This window comes from Rhodopseudomonas rhenobacensis (genome assembly GCF_014203125.1).
GTDB lineage: Bacteria > Pseudomonadota > Alphaproteobacteria > Rhizobiales > Xanthobacteraceae > Rhodopseudomonas_A > Rhodopseudomonas_A rhenobacensis.
Window position 1 is genome coordinate 15,308 of the sequence record NZ_JACHIH010000005.1, and the last position, 17,565, is coordinate 32,872.

Sequence of the window (17,565 nt, forward strand, 5' to 3'; positions counted from 1 at the left end):
CGGACATTCACGCCGCGGCGCCTCATCTGCAGGGCGGCGATGTCGCCCGAAACTAACACATTGCGGAGACGGTCTTGCGCCTGCTCGTCGTTGAAGATGATCCCGATCTCAATCGTCAGCTCACCACCGCGTTGACCGACGCCGGCTATGTGGTCGATCGCGCCTTCGACGGCGAGGAGGGGCATTTCCTCGGCGACACCGAACCCTACGACGCGGTGGTGCTCGACATCGGGCTGCCGAAGATGGACGGCATCTCGGTGCTGGAAGCCTGGCGGCGCAACCACCGCGCCATGCCGGTCTTGATCCTCACCGCGCGCGATCGCTGGAGCGACAAGGTGCAGGGCTTCGACGCCGGCGCCGACGATTACGTGGCGAAGCCGTTTCATCTCGAGGAAGTGCTGGCGCGGCTGCGCGCGCTGCTGCGCCGCTCCGCCGGTCACGCGCAGTCCGAATTGACCTGCGGCCCGGTGGTGCTCGATACCCGCACCGGACGGGTCAGTGTCAACGGCAACCCGGTGAAGATGACCTCGCACGAATATCGGCTGTTGGCCTATCTGATGCACCATTCCGGACGCGTGGTGTCGCGCACCGAACTGGTCGAGCATCTCTACGACCAGGACTTCGACCGCGACAGCAACACCATCGAGGTGTTCGTCGGCCGCATCCGCAAGAAGCTCGACGTCGACATCATCCAGACCGTGCGCGGGCTCGGCTATCTGTTGACGCCGCCGGCGCCGGCGGCCGATCAACGGCCTTGATCCGGGCGGCGGCTTGGTCTGTGGTGAGGGCATGACGCGCCACCCCCTCATGTGCCTCTGGATCGTGCGCTGATGCGCGGCAGTTCGCTCGCCACAAGGCTGTTCCTGTCGGCGACCGCCTGGGTGGTGGTGATCCTGGCGATCACCGGCATCGTGCTGTCGTCGGTGTATCGGCAGGCCTCCGAGCGCGCCTTCGACCGCAGGCTCAACCTCTATCTGCGCACGCTGGTGGCCGAAGTGGCGACCCCGGACGAGCCGCCGGAGCGCCAGTTCCAATCGCTCGGCGAGCCGTTGTTCGATCTGCCGCTGTCCGGCTGGTACTGGCAGATCGCGCGTACCGACACCGACAAGCTCGAATTGCGCGCCTCGCGCTCGCTGTGGGACCGCAAGCTGTCGCGGCTGGAGGAGCAGGGCGTCGAACTCACCGCCGCCGGCGTTCGCCAGGGCTATGTCGACGGCCCGGAAGGCCAGAACCTGCGCATGGTGGAGCGGCCGGTCGATCTCGGCGCCGACGGCAAATTCCTGGTCACGGTGGCCGGCGACGCCACCGAAATTTTCGAAGAAACCCGCACCTTCGACTACTACCTCGCCGGCACCTTCCTGGCGCTGTCGATCGGGCTGGTGCTGACCACGATCTTCCAGGTCCGCTTCGGCCTGGCGCCGCTGAAACGCATCTCGGATTCCATCGCCGACATCCGCTCCGGCCGCGCCGAGCGGCTGGAGGGCGAATTCCCGGTCGAGATCGCGCCGTTGGCGCGCGAGACCAACGCGCTGATCGACGCCAACCGCAAGATCGTCGAGCGCGCCCGCACCCATGTCGGCAATCTGGCGCACGCGATCAAGACGCCGTTGTCGGTGATCATCAACGAGGCCGCGGCGCACCCCGGCGACGCCTTCGCCGCCAAGGTGCTGGAGCAGGCCGATGTGATGCGCGACCAGGTCACGCATCATCTGCAGCGGGCGCGGATCGCGGCGCGGCTGACCGTGGTCGGCACCGTCACCGAGGTCGCGCCGGTGATCGAGGCGCTGCGCCGGACCATGGAGAAGATCCACCGCGAGCGCTGCATCGCCATCGACGTCGAGGCCGCCGCCGCGGCGAAATTCCGCGGCGAGCGGCAGGATTTGGAGGAAATGGTCGGCAACCTGGTCGACAACGCCTGCAAATGGGCGGAGGCGCGGGTGTTCATTGAGGTCGCGCTGGAGCCGGCCGGTGCCGCCGATCCGGGGGCCGTGCTGCGCATCATGGTCGACGACGACGGCCGCGGGCTATCCGCCGCCGAACGCGCCCAGGTGCTGCGCCGGGGCCAAAGGCTCGACGAGTCCAAGCCCGGCTCCGGACTCGGGCTGTCGATCGTCACCGACCTCGCCGCACTCTACGGCGGCAGCCTCAAGCTCGGCGAAGCCCCGATCGGCGGGCTGCGGGCGGAGCTGTTGTTGCCGGGGGTGTGAGGGGATGCCGCAGGAAGCTGCAATACTGGCCAGGCTATTGCCATAGCACAAGAATTAACGATATCTTGGCCAATCCGCGACACATTCGTCGGGCGGCCTGGTTGCGTTCCGATCGGTCCTGTGTATCGTTCCGCTGAACGAATTCGCGATCTTTGGGTTTAGGGTGACGGGAGAGGGACATGCTTGTCACCATGAGAAATTCCGAGCTGATCGATCAGCTGGTCATTGTCGCCGAGGGCGACATCGATTTGGTCAGCGAAGCCATCCGCGAATGCGCGGGCGGGCCTGACGGTAAGGCCGACCTGGAAAAAGTCGTCGCCTATGTCGTCCGACACCGCCGCGTTCCGGCGGCAGCCTAGCCGAGACCGACCCCGTTGTCCGTCATATGGACAACGGTAGCGATTATCGCGTTCCTCTTCCCCGGCGTATTCTTTTTCATCGGCCTCTCCACCTATGAGCGGCTATCGCGGGAGATCATTCGCAGCGGGGTGATCAGCGAGATTGCGCTGGCCACCGCCGTCGCAGTCATTCTGCACGTTGTTTGCCTGTCATTGCTTAGCGCCACGGGCTTCAGGCTCAGTCAGTTTGTCATGCCGTTCGCCCAATATGATGCCCACATCCGTCCCGAACAGGTGGTGCTAGTGTCGCAACGGCTGATGCCGGCGGCGCTTTATCTGTTGGCGACGGCAGCCCTGGGCTTCGGATTGGGGGCGATCACTTCGCGTGGCATCGTCAGCGGTTGGCTACGGTTTCTGGCCCGACACAAATGGATTTACGACGTCGTCGATCGCGATCGACAGGGAGGCATCGTTACCGTCTTTGTCATGACAACGACGATCGAAGACGGAAAGGCTTTGATGTATCGTGGACGTCTGCACGACGTCTTTCTTAGACCAGATGGGAAGATTGCCTACGTCACGCTGAAGAACTGTTCCAGGTACTTTATGAGCTTCGCCGGCGCGGTGCCGGAAACGGGAGATCCTGTCGATCTGTTTGCCGGACAAAACCCGTTGCGGCGTATTTGGGACTACCTCTTGATCGACGGCGACAATATTGCCAACATTCTCTTCGACCCGAGTTCGGAAACCATTCAAGCGACGGCGCCGGGGTTCAAGGCCCTTGAGCAGGCATTGCAGGATATTCGACAGCGGCCAAGGACGGGGGCGCAAGTCCCAGATGGGTCTTCTGTTCGGTGTCCGGGGCCCCCGACCAATACCAGGCCGACCGGGCTACCGGAATGATGGTGGCGACCGTGCCGCTTCTGCTGTTACCTTGAGCGCCGAGTTCGGGCCCACCGATTTAGGTTCCCCGCCGCTTTCCCGCCTAGATTTTCGGCTGGATATGGCTGCTTCCCAGTGCCCGGCTGGCCAAGAGTGATCAGGACCCGCCATGATCCGCCACTTCGCCTCCACCTTGGTCTTGCTCGCCGCGCTGTTGCTCGGCGGCTGCGACGTGACCACTGGCGAGCTTGGCAGCGGCAGCCTCAGCCGGGCGTTCAGCGCCGCGCCGCCGGCCAATGGCCGGGCGGCCGAACGGGACGCCGCCGCGGCGGTGACCGAGGCCGCGCTCGGCGGCATGATCGGGTCCAAGATCGGCAGCAGGCTCGATGACGACGACCGGCGGCTGGCCTATCAGGCGCAGCTCAAGGCGCTGGACGATGGTGCGCCCGGGGCGCCGGTGCCATGGCGCAATCCGGCGTCCGGGCGTTACGGCAATATCGTGCCGGGGCCGGCCTATGCCCGCCAGGGCGCGACCTGCCGCGGCTATTCCCACACCGTGACCATCGCCGGCCAGATCGAGATCGCGCGCGGCACCGCCTGCCATGGTCCGGACGCCGCCTGGACGGTCGCCACCAGCTAACGCCATCGTTCGTATCCCTGCTTCCGCGGTATGGAGATCGCCCGACCGGGCCGCCGCCGCATGGCGATTCCGCCTCCGCGTCGTTGACTCCGCCGCAGTTATGCGCTCCTCAAGAGCTTCTTAACGACGATCCTGCTAGAACAAGCGGTGACGCCGTGGGGGCGTCGATCACAATGGAAACGTGCGGACCGGCGCGCGCCGATGGGCGTGCGGAGCCTGAGCCTGCAGATTTGGGCGCATGAGCCAGACATCGACCGAGCGTCTCAGAGACTATCTCGCGCAGCTGCCGCCGCAGTCGCAGGCGCTGTTGATCCGGGAATTCGAGCGCGCCCTCGAGCGCGGCGAGGACGTCACCGTCGCCAATTTCGTGCTCGGCCAGTTGCGGCAGATCGTCCGCGGCACCAACGAAGAGGCGCCGCCGCGCACCGACGATCCGGCCCGGCTGCTGTTCCGCCCGTTGGAGCCGTTCCTGCTCGAACATTCCGGCGCAGTGCGGCCCGGGCAGATCCGTCGCGCCTCGCTGCTGCCGATCTGGCAATGGCTCGGTCGCGACGGCGCGCCCGCAGCCGCGGCGGAGTTCGAGGCGACGCTGGCCAATCTCCGCGGCGCCGGCACGCGCTCCGAAATCGCCCACGCGGTGCGCAAGCTGCAGATGGCGGCCGCCGACGCCATCGCCGAGGCCACCACGGCCAGCCCCGGCACCGACAATCAGCGCATCCTGGCCCGGATCGGCTCGGCGGCGGTGGTGGAGGATTTGCGCGGGGTCGGCGCCGTGCTGAAGAACCGCGACGCGCTCGACGCCTTGTCCGACAAATTGCCCGGCAGCCTCGGCGCGTTCGGCGACGGCCAGGTCAATTCGGTGATCGGTACCCTCAACGTGCCGTCGCTGCAGACCCCGCAGGTGCTGCCATTCGCGCTGTCGCTGGTGATGCAGCGGCTGTCGGCACCCTGGCAGGTGATCCGGATCGCGGTGCGGATCGCCGCCTCCGACGACGAGGTCAGGGTTGCGGCGATCCCGCTCGGCGTCGCCGTCACCATGGCGCTGCACGATCTGGCGCAGCTCGCCGCCGAGCTGCGCGCCCAGATCAAGCGCGGCCAGTTCGACAATTTCGCCGAACGGCTGAAGCTCGTGCATGACGGCATGCGCGGCGTCCGCACCGAGCTCGATCTGCGCAACGACTCGGTGTGGGGCCGGCAGATGGCCGCGATCCGGGTCGACATCTCCAATTCACTGCAGTCCGAGATCGAGAGCGTTCCCGGCCGGGTCCGCCGTCTGCTGCGGCAGCGTCCCGACAAGGACATCTCCGCCACCACCAAGATCGACCCGGACGAGGTCGACGAGGTGCTGGCGCTGATCGCCTTCGTCGCGGTGTGCCGCACCTATGCCAGCGAACTGGCGATCAACGAGGTGACGCTGCGGACCTATTCCGACCTGCAGCAATATGTCGAGAAATCCACCGAAGCGCTGGTGCAGGCGTTGCGCGGCGGCGATCCGCGGGTGCGCGGCTTCCGCCAGATGCAGGTCAAGGCGGCGATCCGGTTCTGCGAGGCGCTGTTCGGCCAGGACTATGCCTCGCTGATGAGCCGGGCGGCCGACAATGCGATGGTCGTGGTGGAACGCAAGCCGAACCGGGCCGGCTGATCTAACGCCTTCATTCACAAGTATTTTCACCCGGTTCAGCGACGTAAAAGCCAATTGCGCCGCAGGCCTCGGCATGGTGTAACCCGGGTCCGGCGCCCAAGCGGGGCGTACCCTCGACTGGAACTCGTAGCATGACGCTGTGGTTCGTATTCGCGATGATGACGGCGGCGGCGATCTTCGCGGTGGTGTGGCCGCTCGGCCGCAAGCCGCGGGCCGAACGCGAGGGCAGCGAGGCCAATGTCTACAAGGATCAACTCGCCGAGGTCGAACGCGACGCATCGGTCGGGCTGATCGGCGCGCCTGAGGCGGATGCCGCGCGGGTCGAGATCAGCCGCCGGCTGCTGGGCGCCGCCGATGCCGAACGGGCGCCGCCGGCCGCGGCCCGCACCGGCGCGCGACGCGCGGTCTCGGTGGTCGCGCTCCTCGGATTGCCGCTCTTGGCGGTGGCGTTCTATCTGCCGCTCGGCTCGCCGCGACTGCCCGATTTCCCGCTGGCGGAGCGGGCGCGCACGCCGAGCGCTACCGAGCCGCTCGACAATCTGGTGACCAAGGTCGAGGCGCATCTGGAGAAGAACCCGACCGACGCCCGCGGCTGGACCGTGCTGGCGCCGGTGCTGGCGCGGCTCGGTCGCTTCGACGACGCCGTGCAGGCCTACCGCAATGCGCTGACCTATGGGCCGGAGAGCGCCGAGCGCCGCGCCGATCTCGGCGAAACTATCGCCTCCGCCGCGGGCGGGGTGATCACCGCCGAAGCCAAGGTGGAGTTCGAGCGCGCGGTGGCGCTCGATGCCAACGAGGTCAAGGCGCGCTACTTCCTCGGCCTGTCCGCCGAACAGGACGGCCGCCCGAACGACGCCGCTACAATCTGGCGCGCGATGCTCGACAAGGCGCCGGCAGATGCTCCGTGGCGGCCTCTGGTGCAGAGCGCACTGGCGCGGGTGACCGGCGCCAAGATGCCGGCGCCGCCCGACGAAGCGGTTGCCGCAGCGCAAGGCATGAGCGAAGCCGACCGCGGCGCCATGATCCAGGTCATGGTGGACCGCCTCGCGACGCGCTTGAAACAAAACGGTGATGACGTCGAGGGATGGTTGCGGCTGATGCGCGCCTATATGGTGATGGGCGATCGCGACAAGGCCAAGGGCGCTCTCGCCGAAGCACGACAGGCGCTGGCCGGCAAGACCGAACAGCTGAAGCAGCTCGACGCGGGCCTGAAGAACCTCGGACTGGACGGATAGACATGACGCGCAAGCAGCGGCGGTTGACGATGATCGGCGGAGCGGCGGCGGTGCTGGTGGTCGCCGCGGCGCTGGTATTGAACGCGCTGCGCGATTCCATCGTGTTCTTCTCGACGCCGCAGATGGTCACCGAACAGCACATCGCCCCCGGCAAGCGGTTCCGGCTCGGCGGGCTGGTGGAACCCGGCACGCTGGTGCGCGGCGACAATCTGGCGGTGACGTTCAAGATTTCCGACGGCAGCGCCATGGTGCCGGTGGCCTTCAAGGGCATCCTGCCGGATCTGTTCCGCGAAGGGCAGGGCGTGGTGACCGAAGGCGCGCTGGATTCCGCCGGCGTGTTCAAGGCCGACACCGTGCTCGCCAAGCACGACGAAAACTACATGCCGAAGGAAGTCGCCGACGCGTTGAAGAAGCAGGGCCGCTGGCAGGAGCAGTCCGGCGCCAAGTCCGACGCCAAGCCGGAACTCAAGCCCGACGTTCGGTCCGACGCGACACCGACCAACGCCCAGGGGGCCGTGCGATGATCGCCGAAGCCGGCCACTACGCGCTGGTGCTGGCGCTCGGCCTCGCGCTGATTCAGGCGACTGTGCCGGTGCTCGGCGCGCGGCTGCGCGATCCCGCGCTGATGAATGTCGCGCGCTCGGCCGCGCTGGCGCAATTGCTGTTTGTCGGCCTCTCGTTCACCGCGTTGGTGTTCCTGCACGTGACGTCGGATTTCTCCGTCGCCAACGTGTTCGAGAACTCGCATTCGATGAAGCCGCTGCTCTACAAGATCACCGGCGTGTGGGGCAATCACGAAGGCTCGATGCTGTTGTGGGTGTCGATCCTGGCGCTGTTCGGCGGCCTGGTCGCAGCGTTCGGCAACAACCTGCCGCTCAGCCTGCGCGCCCACGTGCTGGCGGTGCAGGCCTGGGTCGCCACCGCGTTCTATCTGTTCATCCTGATCACTTCGAATCCGTTCCTGCGGCTCGACGATCCGCCGATCGAGGGCCGCGATCTCAACCCGGTGCTGCAGGACATCGGCCTCGCGGTGCATCCGCCGATGCTCTATCTCGGCTATGTCGGGTTCTCGATCTCGTTCTCCTTCGCCATCGCCGCCTTGATCGAAGGCCGCGTCGACGCCGCCTGGGCGCGCTGGGTGCGGCCGTGGACGCTGGTGGCCTGGATCTTCCTCACGCTGGGCATCGCGATGGGCTCGTATTGGGCCTATTACGAACTCGGCTGGGGCGGCTGGTGGTTCTGGGACCCGGTCGAGAACGCCTCGCTGATGCCGTGGCTGGCCGGCACCGCGCTGCTGCATTCGGCGGTGGTGATGGAGAAGCGCAACGCGCTGAAGGTCTGGACCATCCTCTTATCGATCCTGACCTTCTCGCTGTCGCTGCTCGGCACCTTCCTGGTGCGCTCCGGCGTGTTGACCTCGGTGCACGCCTTCGCCACCGATCCGACCCGCGGCGTGTTCATCCTGCTGATCCTGTGCATCTTCATCGGCGGCAGCCTGTCGCTCTATGCCTCGCGCGCCTCCAGCCTGAAGCAGGGCGGGCTGTTCGCGCCGATCTCGCGCGAAGGCGCGCTGGTGCTGAACAACCTGTTCCTCACCACCGCCTGTGCCACGGTGTTCATCGGCACGCTGTATCCGCTGGCGCTGGAAGTGCTGACCGGCGACAAGATCTCGGTCGGCGCGCCGTTCTTCAATCTCACCTTCGGGCCGTTGTTCGTGCCGCTTTTGCTGGCGGTGCCGTTCGGCCCCTTGCTGGCGTGGAAACGCGGCGACCTCGCCGGCGCGGCGCAACGGCTGATCGCCGCCGGCGTCGCCGCCTTGATCGCGATGGCGCTGCTGTGGTCGTTCGTACATGGCGGCAGCACGCTGGCGCCGCTGGCGATCGGTCTTGCGGTGTTCGTGATCGCCGGAGCCGGCGTTGATCTCGTGGAGCGCATCGGCCTGTTCCGCAATCCGCTCGGTATCGTCTGGCGCCGCGCCCGAGGCCTGCCGCGCTCGACCTGGGGCACCGCCTTTGCGCATGCCGGCGTCGGCGTGGCGCTGATCGGGATCGTCTGCGAGACCACCTGGAACAGCGAATATATCGGCACCATGAGTGCGGGGCAGAGCGCCAAGCTCGCCGGCTACGAGTTGAAGCTCGACGGCCTGCAGTCGCGGCAGGGACCGAATTTCCGCGAGTTGCTGGCGCAGTTCACCGTCACCGAGGCGGGCCGGCCGATCGGGGTGATGAACCCGTCGAAGCGCAGTTTTGCCGCGCGCGGCTCTTCCACCTCGGAGGCGGCGTTGCTGACCCGCGGCGTCAGCCAGCTCTACGTCTCGCTCGGCGAGCCCGCCGCCGACGGCGGCATCGCGGTGCGGATCTATCACAAGCCGATGGTGCTGCTGATCTGGTTCGGGCCGCTGTTGATGGCGTTCGGCGGGCTATTGTCGTTGTCGGACCGGCGGCTGCGGGTCGGTGCGCCGAAGCCGGCGCGGCAGGCGCGCGGCCTGCAGGCGGCGGAGTAATAATTGATCCGATGTAAATAGTTGACGGTAATAGGGTACTGTTTTTTCCGCTCTCGGCAAGGTTGTAATCGCAATGTCAGTGTGTCAGACCATTAACGAATTGCGATCAAAGTGTGGCGGGATGGATTTTCGTGGCGTTGCCGAGTGCCAGAGCCTATGAGACGATTGTAAACTACCTAGGTCCCCACGGCCCAGACGCCCTGCTGGCTTTTGTTATATTCGCTGGAGTTATTGGCGCCGGACTTGCTGGATTAGATCTTTGGTTTTCCGGTCTTGTGGGCATTGGGATATATCTCATATATGCCGTCCGACGCTCCCTTGCGGAGAAGCACCAGGAACGAAGTGCGGAACAAGAGGTTGCCAAGAGAGAACTGGAACTGAAGATCTACCGTGATCGTCAGCTTATGAAGGTTGAACGGGAAAAACTGAAGGCGCTTCCGCCCGCAAGATCGAGAGAGGGCAAAAAATGATCCAGATACTAGATATTGATCTAGCGCCCCTTGTGACCGTAGCCGCGCTTTTGGGATTGATTGCCGTTATTTCCGGGCGCTTGTGCGTCCGGTTCAGGCGCCGCGCGGCACAGCTTAGGACGTCCGCAGGGTTATTGCGCGACCATCTGACGGCTTTGCAGACGTTCATTGATCATCCGCAATCGCCTTCGAAGATGAAGGAGAAGCTCCTTATTTTCAGTAAGGTGGTTTCTGACCGTGGAGCCTTCATGAAGGTGCTTGAAATGGTTTGTAATGAACCAGGTCGAATGGGCAATTCGTCCGAGGCCAAAACATACGAACGGCAGGTAGCTCAGCTTCGAGCACAAAACGAAGAGTTGTCCCGGTGCTTTGAAATTGCTGTCAGTACGATCGTCGTGGCAATGATGCTGCGTCATCAAGACGCAAGCGAATTAGTAGAGGCGCGGATGGCAAAAATGATTGCAGACCCGCGAAAAGAGTTCGCTTTCTTCGCCGGCGCGATCAAAGCCGATCGCGCTGGCAATCACGGTTCGAAAAATTCAAATGGCTTCGGCGCTGAGGCTGCATTGGCCTAGAAGGGCCTCTGCTTAAGCCACGCGTGCATCTGTAACTTGCTCGCTGGCCTCTCAAATTTCTTATCAAGGAAGATCTAGGATTACGTCGAAGATGGATTTAGTACGCGCGTTTCTGGTGATCATGGCGTGTGTATTGATTAATACGCCCGTCCATGCGGTGCAGCCCGACGAGATCATGGCCGATCCGGTCAAGGAGAGCCGGGCGCGCGATTTGTCGCGCGAATTGCGCTGCATGGTGTGCCAGAACCAGTCGATCGACGATTCCGACGCGCCGCTCGCCAAGGATCTGCGCGTGCTGGTGCGCGAGCGGATCGGCGCCGGCGACAGCAATTCCCAGGTGATCGATTTCCTGGTGGCGCGCTACGGCGAGTTCGTGCTGCTGAAGCCGCGGTTCGAGCTGCACACGCTGCTGCTGTGGCTGCTGCCGCCGCTCTTGCTCGGCGGCGGCGTGCTGGCGTTGTGGCTCAACAGCCGGCGCAAATCGCCGGCCGCTGCCGGTGACAGCGACACGCTGATGAAGCTCACGCCGGACGAGCAGGCGCGGGTGGAGCGGCTGATCGACGAGCCGCCACAGCCGCGCGAGCCGGCTTAAGTTCGGCCCGCGCCGGCTTGCAACCCCCCATCAACGCGACGCGCTGAGAACGGCGCGTTCGTAGCACCCGCTACTTCACCCGCTGCGCGGCCTTGCTGTGATGGCGGCCGTAGACCGCGTAGATCGCCAGCCCGATCGCGAGCCAGCCGCCCAGCCGCAGCCAGGTGTCGAGCGGAAGCCCGAGCATCAGGACGAACGACACCGCGGCGCCCGCCGGCGCCACCAGCCAGATCGCCGCCACCCTGAACGGGCGATGATACTCGGGATGCCGGATCCGCATCACCAGCACGGCGACGCAGACCACCGCGAACGCGAACAGCGTGCCGATGCTGACCAGCTCGCCGACCAGGCCGATCGGCAGCACGCCCGCCAAGCCTGCGACGAGAATGCCGATGACGATGGTGGCGACGTGAGGGGTGCGAAACCGCGGATGCGTCGCCGCGGCGCGCTTCGGCATCAGGCCGTCATGCGCCATCGCGCGCAGCACGCGGGTCTGCCCCAACAGCAGCACCAGGATCACCGAGGTCAGTCCGGTCACGATCCCGAGCTTGACGATCGGCGACAGCCAGCCGATGCCGGCCGCGTCGATCCCGACCGCAATCGGATCGGGGACGTTGAGCTGGTCGTAGGGCACGATGCCGGTCAGCACGAAGGCGACCGCGACGTAGAGCAGGGTGCAGATCGCCAGCGAGCCCAGGATGCCAATTGGCAAATCGCGCTGCGGATTCTTGGCCTCCTGCGCGGTGGTCGAAATGGCGTCGAAACCGATGTAGGCGAAGAACACCACGGCGGCGCCGCGCAGCACCCCGGACCATCCGAAGATGCCGGTGCCGGCGTTCGGCGGAATGAACGCGCCGTCGGGGTTGCCCGCCGTCACCCAGTTCGCCGTGCTGACCATCGGCGCGGCGCAGACCAGGAAAATTGCGATCACCGCGAGCTTGATCGCCACGATCACGGTGTTGAACCGCGCCGATTCCTGAATGCCGACGACCAACAGCGCGGAGATCGCAGCGACGATCGCCATCGCTGGCAGGTTGACGATCGCGCCGGTGGACGACCAGGTCCGCAACGCGGAGTCGTAGGCCAGCGGCGCCGCCGTCAGTTGCGGCGGTAGATGGATGCCGAAATCGGCGAGCAGGCTGACGAAATAACCCGACCAGCCGATCGCGACCGTGACCGCGCCGACGGCGTATTCGAGGATCAGATCCCAGCCGATGATCCAAGCGGGCAGTTCGCCGATCGTGGCGTAGGCGTAGGTGTAGGCGCTGCCGGAGATCGGGACGGTGGAGGCCATCTCCGCATAGCACAGCCCGGCGAAGGCGCAGGCGAACGCGCCGAGCACGAAAGACAGCAACACCGCGGGACCCGCATTGGCGGCGGCGGCGTGCCCGGTCAGCACGAAAATGCCCGCCCCGACGATGCCGCCGACCCCGAGCGCCACCAGATTGAGCGCCGAGAGCGACCGCTTCAGGTGGCCGCCGCCGTGCTCCTCCGACTCGGCGACAGCCGCTTCCTCGCGAAGGTCGCTCAGTGACTTCCGAACCCAAATATCCGCCATCGACGCCTGCTTGCCTGGAAACCGAGTTGCCGGACGTCAAGCGCCGCGACGATAGCTCAGTTCCATAGACCAGCGGCAGTCGATTCGTCAGGGCGGGGCGCGACGATCCACCAAACGATGGCGCAGCGAGGCTGCGCGTCCCAGCGTCAGCGCGCCGGGCCGCCCCTCAGAACCGCGCCGGCCCGCCCCTCAGAACGGCACGATTTCCTTCGGCAGTTCCTCGCCGGCCTTGTGGATCGCGATCCAGCGGTGCAGCTCGGCGACGTGGCCGGCTTCCTCGGCCACAAATTCCTTGGCCAACGCCTTGATCTCGGGGTTGGTCGTGGTGTCGAGGACGTTCTTGTACCAGTCGAACGCGCTGGTCTCGGCTTCCAGCGCGATCTCGAGGCCGAGGTCGCGGCTGATGAACGGGTCGGTGCCCCAGATCGCCGCGGTCTCCGGGCTTTCCAATCCCGGCCACTCGAATTCGTCGAGCTTGATCTGGGGAATGTTGCGGAAGCCGGCGCGGGCCTGGGCGTCGGCCTGATGCATCCGCGAGTAGTCCGACAACTGCCGGAACAGCTTCGAGACCTCGCGGTTGCCGCAGGACTCCATCGCGTCGGCGAGCTGTCCGAACCGAAGGGCTGCTTCCTGTTCGAGCTTGATCGAATGGGCCAGAAATTCTTCAACGGTATCCATAGTAGTCCCTCCGCGGTTCAGTCCCTCTTAGCTCAGGTTCCGCCAAAAGGGGTAGCGGTTAGCACAGGCATCCTGCACAAAAATTAGCGCGAGCGCGAAAAGCACGTCGGCGTGCTAATCGCGCTCAGGCTTTGCTAGCAGCTCGCCGCGCCGCAACGGCGCCACGAGCCTCGCATCAGGCGTTCTCGCTCACCTTGCTGTTCTTGATCGCCCATTCTTCTTGGGTGATCCAGGCTTCGAGAATCTTGACGTGATCGGCCTCTTCGGCGACGAATTGCTTCGCCGCCGCGGCAACCTCGGGATTTTTCGTCGTCGCTTCGACGGCGCGATAGAATTCGTAGCCGCGCCGCTCGCCCTGCAGCGCGACCTTGAGGCCGCCGAGCCGCGACATCGACAGATCGGCCGCCCACGCGGCGGTGCTTTCCGGGGTGGCGTGGTTCGGCCAGACGTAGTCCGGCGGCACGTTCTTGGCGAGATCGATCGAACCGGCGCGCGACTTCACTTCCGCCAGATGCAGCCGCGAGAAGTCGGCGAGCTGCTTGAACAGCTTGGCGACCTCGATGTTGCCGACGCCGTCCATCGCCGCGGCGAGCTGATCGTAGTTCAGCGCGGCGTCTTCCTCGACCTTGGCGGCGTAGCCGAAGAACTCATCCAGCGTGTTGATCTCGGTGCCGCCCTTGAACGTCTTGGCGGCGCTGGTGACGTGCATCCGCTGCGGCGGCAGCGTCTTATCGCCCTCGAAGCTGACCAGGATGTCCTCGTTGCGGACGAAGCACTGGCACGCCAGCCGGTAGCGCGGCGGCATGTCGTTGACTTCGGCGTTCTGGATTTCGTCCTTGGTGATCTTGCCGAGCTGCTTCAGCACCTCTTTTTCTTTTTCGGTCAGCGCGACCGCGTATTTGGCCTGCGGATTGAAATGTTCGACCTGCACCAGGCAGGAGCCGCATTCGCCGTCCTGGCAATCGAACGGGATCGGAATCTTGTGCGACTTGGCGACCGCCAGAATGGTGCCGCGGTCGCCTGCGACCGCATAGACGGTGACGTCTCTCGCCATGACAGGCGACGAGAAGGTAATATTGGCCACAACGCTCTCCGTTTCTTGGTGACGATGACGCGGACCGCCTGGGGGCGTGCCTCGATCACTGCTAGGCAAGAACCAGGCCAATGGGAAACTAAGCGGTATCAGTAACTTAGTGCATTGTCGGAAATCGATGACTCCGACAATCTCGCTGCGATTCCCGACATCCTTGTACGAAGGCGAACAAACCGCGGCCTTCTGCCGCGGCGCGCAGCAAAATTACAAAACTTTAATTCCCCCGCCAGCGCGCGGTAAGGCGCGAGCCCCCATCTTCAGAGCCACAAGGTGCGCTGCCCCTCGCACCATCGAATTCTAGGTTCTGGAGAGATATCGAATGACCGACCGTCCCACCGATTTGTCCTCGCCCCCCACGCCCCAGCCGGTCCGCCGCTCGCTGCTGTCGGCGCGCAAATTCGCGCTGATGGCCTCGGTGGTCGCAGGCCTCGGCGCCGGGCTTTACGGCTTCAGCCCCGCGCCCGACCATTTCAACGTGCTCAGCACCGCCGCCCACGCCCAGGTCAACAACGAGGTGCGCAAGGTCGCGCAGCCGGTCGGCTTTGCCGACATCGTCGAGCGGGTGAAGCCGTGGGTGATCTCGGTGAAGGTCAACATCAACGAGAAGGTCGCCAAGAACGACGACAGCGCCGAGGATTCGCCGTTCCAGCCGGGTTCGCCGATGGAGCGCTTCTTCCGTCGCTTCGGCGGCCCGGATGGCATGCCCCCCGGACTGCGCGGCGGTCGTGGCGGCCGCGGCGCGGTGACCGGGCAGGGCTCCGGCTTCTTCATCTCCGACGACGGCTATGCGGTGACCAACAACCACGTGGTCGACGGCGCCGATAAGGTCGAGGTTACCACTGACGACGGCCGCACCTTCAAGGCCAAGGTGATCGGCACCGATCCGCGCACAGATCTGGCGCTGATCAAGGTCGAGGGCGGCAACAATTTCCCGTTCGCCAAGCTGGCCGAAGGCAAGCCGCGGATCGGCGACTGGGTGCTGGCGGTAGGTAACCCGTTCGGGCTCGGCGGCACCGTGACCGCCGGCATCGTCTCGGCCTCCGGCCGCGACATCGGCAACGGCCCCTATGACGATTTCATCCAGATCGACGCCCCGGTGAACAAGGGCAATTCGGGCGGACCGGCGTTCGACACCGCCGGCGAGGTGATGGGCGTCAACACCGCGATCTATTCGCCGTCCGGCGGCAGCGTCGGCATCGCGTTCTCGATCCCGGCGTCGACCGTGAAGACGGTGGTCGCGCAGCTCAAGGACAAGGGCTCGGTCAGCCGCGGCTGGATCGGCGTACAGATTCAGCCTGTGACCCAGGAAATCGCCGACAGCCTCGGACTGAAGAAGGCCGACGGCGCGCTGGTCGCCGAACCGCAGGCCGACGGACCGGCCGCCAAGGCCGGCATCCAGTCCGGCGACGTCATTACCGGCGTCAACGATCAGCCGGTGAAGGACGCGCGTGAACTGGCCCGTACCATCGGCGGCTTTGCGCCGGGCAATTCGGTGAAGCTCACCGTGATCCACAAGGGCCAGGACAAGGTGGTCAACCTCACGCTCGGGCAGTTGCCGAATACAATCGAAGCCAAGGCCGACGTCGACCGCGGCGATCGTGGCGACGCGACGCGCGGCTCCGACATTCCGCGGCTCGGCCTGACGCTGGCGCCCGCGGGCTCCGTGGCCGGCGCCGGCAAGGATGGTGTGGTGGTCACCGAGGTCGATCCGAAGAGCCCCGCCGCCGAGCGTGGCTTCAAGGAAGGCGACGTCATTCTCGAGGTTGCCGGCAAGAGCGTCGCCAGCCCCTCCGAGGTGCGCGAAGTGCTGGCTGCGGCCAAGACCGAGAACAAGAACAGCGTGCTGATCCGGGTGCGCAGCGGCGGCTCCTCGCGCTTCGTCGCGGTGCCGTTGGCCAAGGGCTGATCGGCCCGGCTTTTCGAATGGGGCGTGTCGTGGGTCCCCCCGCCGACGATTCGCCCCCCGGGGACGGGTTTCGATCCGTCCCCACTGATCCCTTCCGGTGGAAAACGCCCCCCTCCGTCGGAAGGCGCGGCGGGCGGTGAGGTTCCCCCCAACCTCGCCGCCCGTTTCTTTCGCCGCCCCTGGCTTGCAAGGGGCGCCCGGCCGCGCCATGGTGACAGAAAGCAACACCGCCTTGCCCCAATCCGAAACCGAGATGCGCCTGCTGATCATCGAGGATGACCGCGAGTCCGCCGACTATCTGGTCAAGGCGTTTCGCGAGGTCGGCCACGTCGCGGACCACGCCGGCGATGGCGAGGAAGGTCTGGCGATGGCGGATTCCGGCGACTACGACGTGCTGGTGATCGATCGGATGCTGCCGAAGCGCGACGGATTGTCGGTGATCGGCACGCTGCGCGACAAGGGCAACCGCACCCCGGCGCTGATCCTCTCCGCGCTCGGCCAGGTCGACGATCGCATCAAGGGCCTGCGCGCCGGCGGCGACGACTACCTGCCGAAGCCTTATGCCTTCGCCGAACTACTGGCCCGGGTCGAGGTGCTGTCGCGCCGCCGTGGCGGTCCGGCCGAAGAGACCAGCTACAAGGTCGGCGATCTCGAACTCGACCGGCTGTCGCACCGCGTCGCCCGCGGCGACGGCGAACTGACGCTGCAGCCGCGCGAATTCCGACTGCTCGAATATCTGATGAAGCATGCCGGGCAGGTGGTGACGCGCACCATGCTGTTGGAAAACGTCTGGGATTATCACTTCGATCCGCAGACCAACGTGATCGACGTCCATATCTCGCGGCTGCGCGCCAAGATCGACAAGGGTTTCGAGCGGCCGCTGCTGCATACCATTCGCGGCGCGGGATATATGATCAGGGACGGCGGCTAGACTGGCGTCCGCTCGGCGCTGTCCGGGCGCTCGCGATCACCGCTTGCGTGCTCCTCGCAATTGCAGTTCGCAACCTGTTAGTAGGACATCGGTGCTGCTGCATCGCCTCTTTGCATGTCCGTATTCCGACATAGCCGATGCAATTCCGCGCCGGCTCGCGCGCGATGACGCGGCCATCAATTCTTTCGAAAGAATTGCGGCGCATTGAGGCGTCCGAAAAGCGCGTCCCCCGGACCAGCGAAGTGATCCCCATCCTCCATCGATGCATTCCAACGGCCTTGGCGAAAAGACTCCCCGTCGAGTCTGACACGACCC

At 65.4% G+C, this 17,565-nt stretch carries 17 protein-coding genes; 14 read left to right on the forward strand and 3 right to left on the reverse strand.

From position 1 onward, the window contains the following. Nucleotides 1-74: 74 nt before the first annotated feature. From HNR60_RS06430 to HNR60_RS06485, 12 genes are all read left to right on the forward strand, one after another. Nucleotides 75-758, forward strand: a complete 684-nt coding sequence (locus HNR60_RS06430) for a response regulator transcription factor (RefSeq protein WP_184255552.1) — start codon at nucleotides 75-77, stop codon at nucleotides 756-758. Nucleotides 759-830: 72 nt separating this feature from the next. Next, entirely contained in the window at nucleotides 831-2,207 is a 1,377-nt protein-coding gene (locus HNR60_RS06435; protein ID WP_184255554.1) for a sensor histidine kinase, read from the forward strand. Between the two features lie 179 nt (nucleotides 2,208-2,386). After that, on the forward strand, nucleotides 2,387-2,566 hold the full coding sequence (locus HNR60_RS06440) for a hypothetical protein (RefSeq protein ID WP_184255556.1): 180 nt from the start codon (nucleotides 2,387-2,389) through the stop codon (nucleotides 2,564-2,566). A gap of 15 nt (nucleotides 2,567-2,581) precedes the next feature. Continuing rightward, nucleotides 2,582-3,448 carry a hypothetical protein gene (locus HNR60_RS06445; protein WP_184255558.1) on the forward strand — a complete coding sequence of 289 codons (867 nt, stop codon included), beginning with the start codon at nucleotides 2,582-2,584 and terminating at the stop codon, nucleotides 3,446-3,448. Between the two features lie 148 nt (nucleotides 3,449-3,596). Beyond that, the gene (locus HNR60_RS06450; RefSeq protein ID WP_184255561.1) at nucleotides 3,597-4,067 is read left to right on the forward strand and encodes an RT0821/Lpp0805 family surface protein; all 471 of its coding nucleotides are present in this window, start codon (nucleotides 3,597-3,599) and stop codon (nucleotides 4,065-4,067) included. 238 nt (nucleotides 4,068-4,305) lie between these two features. Further along, nucleotides 4,306-5,709, forward strand: a complete 1,404-nt coding sequence (locus HNR60_RS06455) for a hypothetical protein (RefSeq protein WP_184255563.1) — start codon at nucleotides 4,306-4,308, stop codon at nucleotides 5,707-5,709. A 131-nt stretch (nucleotides 5,710-5,840) separates the two neighbouring features. Next, nucleotides 5,841-6,944, forward strand: a complete 1,104-nt coding sequence (gene ccmI / locus HNR60_RS06460) for a c-type cytochrome biogenesis protein CcmI (RefSeq protein WP_184255565.1) — start codon at nucleotides 5,841-5,843, stop codon at nucleotides 6,942-6,944. 2 nt (nucleotides 6,945-6,946) lie between these two features. After that, nucleotides 6,947-7,468, forward strand: a complete 522-nt coding sequence (ccmE, locus tag HNR60_RS06465; protein ID WP_184255567.1) for a cytochrome c maturation protein CcmE — start codon at nucleotides 6,947-6,949, stop codon at nucleotides 7,466-7,468. Further along, nucleotides 7,465-9,447: a heme lyase CcmF/NrfE family subunit gene (locus HNR60_RS06470; protein WP_184255569.1), complete on the forward strand. Its 1,983-nt coding sequence runs from the start codon at nucleotides 7,465-7,467 to the stop codon at nucleotides 9,445-9,447. The genes ccmE and HNR60_RS06470 overlap by 4 nt, the downstream gene beginning before the upstream one ends. A gap of 131 nt (nucleotides 9,448-9,578) precedes the next feature. Continuing rightward, on the forward strand, nucleotides 9,579-9,917 hold the full coding sequence (locus tag HNR60_RS06475) for a hypothetical protein (protein ID WP_184255571.1): 339 nt from the start codon (nucleotides 9,579-9,581) through the stop codon (nucleotides 9,915-9,917). After that, nucleotides 9,914-10,492: a hypothetical protein gene (locus tag HNR60_RS06480; RefSeq protein WP_184255573.1), complete on the forward strand. Its 579-nt coding sequence runs from the start codon at nucleotides 9,914-9,916 to the stop codon at nucleotides 10,490-10,492. Before HNR60_RS06475 ends, HNR60_RS06480 begins: the two co-directional genes overlap by 4 nt. Nucleotides 10,493-10,583: 91 nt before the next feature. Beyond that, complete coding sequence (locus tag HNR60_RS06485) at nucleotides 10,584-11,084, forward strand: cytochrome c-type biogenesis protein (RefSeq protein ID WP_184255575.1); 501 nt, start codon at nucleotides 10,584-10,586, stop codon at nucleotides 11,082-11,084. A gap of 70 nt (nucleotides 11,085-11,154) precedes the next feature. Here the strand turns inward: HNR60_RS06485 and HNR60_RS06490 are convergent, their stop codons facing one another. From HNR60_RS06490 to HNR60_RS06500, 3 genes are all read right to left on the reverse strand, one after another. After that, nucleotides 11,155-12,642 (reverse strand): amino acid permease, encoded by a 1,488-nt coding sequence (locus HNR60_RS06490; protein WP_184255577.1) that lies wholly within the window; start codon nucleotides 12,640-12,642, stop codon nucleotides 11,155-11,157. A 189-nt stretch (nucleotides 12,643-12,831) separates the two neighbouring features. Next, nucleotides 12,832-13,320, reverse strand: coding sequence for a ferritin-like domain-containing protein (locus HNR60_RS06495; RefSeq protein WP_184255579.1), 489 nt, complete (start codon nucleotides 13,318-13,320; stop codon nucleotides 12,832-12,834). A gap of 175 nt (nucleotides 13,321-13,495) precedes the next feature. Next, nucleotides 13,496-14,404 (reverse strand): ferritin family protein, encoded by a 909-nt coding sequence (locus tag HNR60_RS06500; RefSeq protein ID WP_184255581.1) that lies wholly within the window; start codon nucleotides 14,402-14,404, stop codon nucleotides 13,496-13,498. 328 nt (nucleotides 14,405-14,732) lie between these two features. Between HNR60_RS06500 and HNR60_RS06505 the strand changes: the two genes are divergently transcribed. Then, a complete protein-coding gene (locus HNR60_RS06505; protein WP_184255583.1) occupies nucleotides 14,733-16,319 on the forward strand; it encodes a Do family serine endopeptidase in 1,587 nt (528 codons plus the stop codon). Nucleotides 16,320-16,527: 208 nt separating this feature from the next. Further along, entirely contained in the window at nucleotides 16,528-17,250 is a 723-nt protein-coding gene (locus HNR60_RS06510) for a response regulator transcription factor (protein WP_184255585.1), read from the forward strand. The last annotated feature ends 315 nt before the right edge of the window (nucleotides 17,251-17,565 follow it).